We start from the raw sequence: 1289 nt of genomic DNA, 5'->3' as shown, positions 1-1289 counted from the left end.
ACAGATAACCCAATGATGGGTGGCGGCGATTCCAATAACGATGATTCGGATGACACAGATAACCCAATGATGGGTGGCGGCGATTCCAATAACGATGATTCGGATGACACAGATAACCCAATGATAGTTGGCGAAAACCCCTTTGGTGATATCAATACCGACAATCTGTTTGCTGATTTAGACAATTTATCAGAATCTTTGTCAGAGAATCTAGAAACTGGCAAGGCTCAATACGAAAGCTTTAGTAAATTATTCAATAATTTTGAAGCTAGTGAAGCTAGTGCAGATACTGAGGGGGATGAATTGGCACCATTTACCAACTTCTTAAACACTCTTTCTAAATTGGATATCGAATTACCTGAAGGCAGTTCGATTACCAACCTGAGTGAGTTTCCAGACTTAGCTTCTAGTTTCCAGGACCTCAGTTTATCTAATGCCGAAGCTTTCATAGGGGAATTTTCAGGCATTGACTTTACTCCTGGTAGCAACCCATTCAGTGAAGCTAATCCGTCTAATCCGTTTACTGGTGAAGACAATCCTTTCACCCAAATAACCGAAATATTTGCTGTTGATAGTGATTCCGCAGTTTAAATAAGTGCTGGAGACGTAGCAATGGAGACGTAGCATTGCTACGTCTCTACTTTGTATATTTTTGATTGAAGTAAATTTCTATTTCTAGGAGAATAATTACCAATGGAAAGTTCCGATTTAAACTCGATTAATAAAACTGATGAAGTTGTTGCCTATAACGAATTAGGCGATAGTGGAAATTCCCAGCCTGAAGATGACAGCGAAAACTCCTGGAATTGGGATTTTGGCAGTACCGATGCTGTTGATACTGTTGATGGGAATTTAATCATCGGTAACAATCAATCGATAATGAGCAGCAGCACTACTCATGAGGAATTTACATCAGAAGCCAGAGATGATCTTTTTAACAAAGTTGATTCTATATTCGATAAACTGCGCGAAAAATTTCCTTTAGATGAAACCGATCGCGAATCGGATAAAGAAAAACCATTCTCTGATGGTAAAAACCCGTTTGGTGAAGGGCAATTTCCTTTACCTCCAGGTTACGAAGCACCAGAATCTTCTCAAGGTGAAAAGTCTTCCGAAGAAGCTGAAGTAAACGACAATACTTCGGGTGGCAACCCATTTAGCGGTGGTGCTGGCGACGGTGAAAATCCTTTTGGAGGTGGTGCAGGTGGCGGTGAAAATCCATTTGCAGGTGGTGCAGGTGGCGGAAGTAATCCATTTGCAGGTGGTACAGGTGGCGGAAGTAATCCATT

At 41.2% G+C, this 1289-nt stretch carries 1 protein-coding gene and 1 pseudogene; both read left to right on the top strand.

Annotation, left to right across the window (positions count from 1 at the left end):
• Window positions 1-591, top strand: a 591-nt coding sequence (locus ACM03V_RS34390) for a hypothetical protein (protein ID WP_414625298.1), incomplete at its 5' end; no start/stop codon positions are given.
• A gap of 102 nt (window positions 592-693) precedes the next feature.
• Window positions 694-1289: pseudogene (locus tag ACM03V_RS34385) on the top strand (hypothetical protein); the annotation flags it as partial.

It is taken from the genome of Calothrix sp. CCY 0018, assembly GCF_963920925.1.
Taxonomy (GTDB): Bacteria; Cyanobacteriota; Cyanobacteriia; order Cyanobacteriales; family Nostocaceae; genus Rivularia.
The sequence above is the reverse complement of the archived record's forward strand: the minus strand, read 5'-3'. Positions and strand labels throughout refer to the sequence as shown.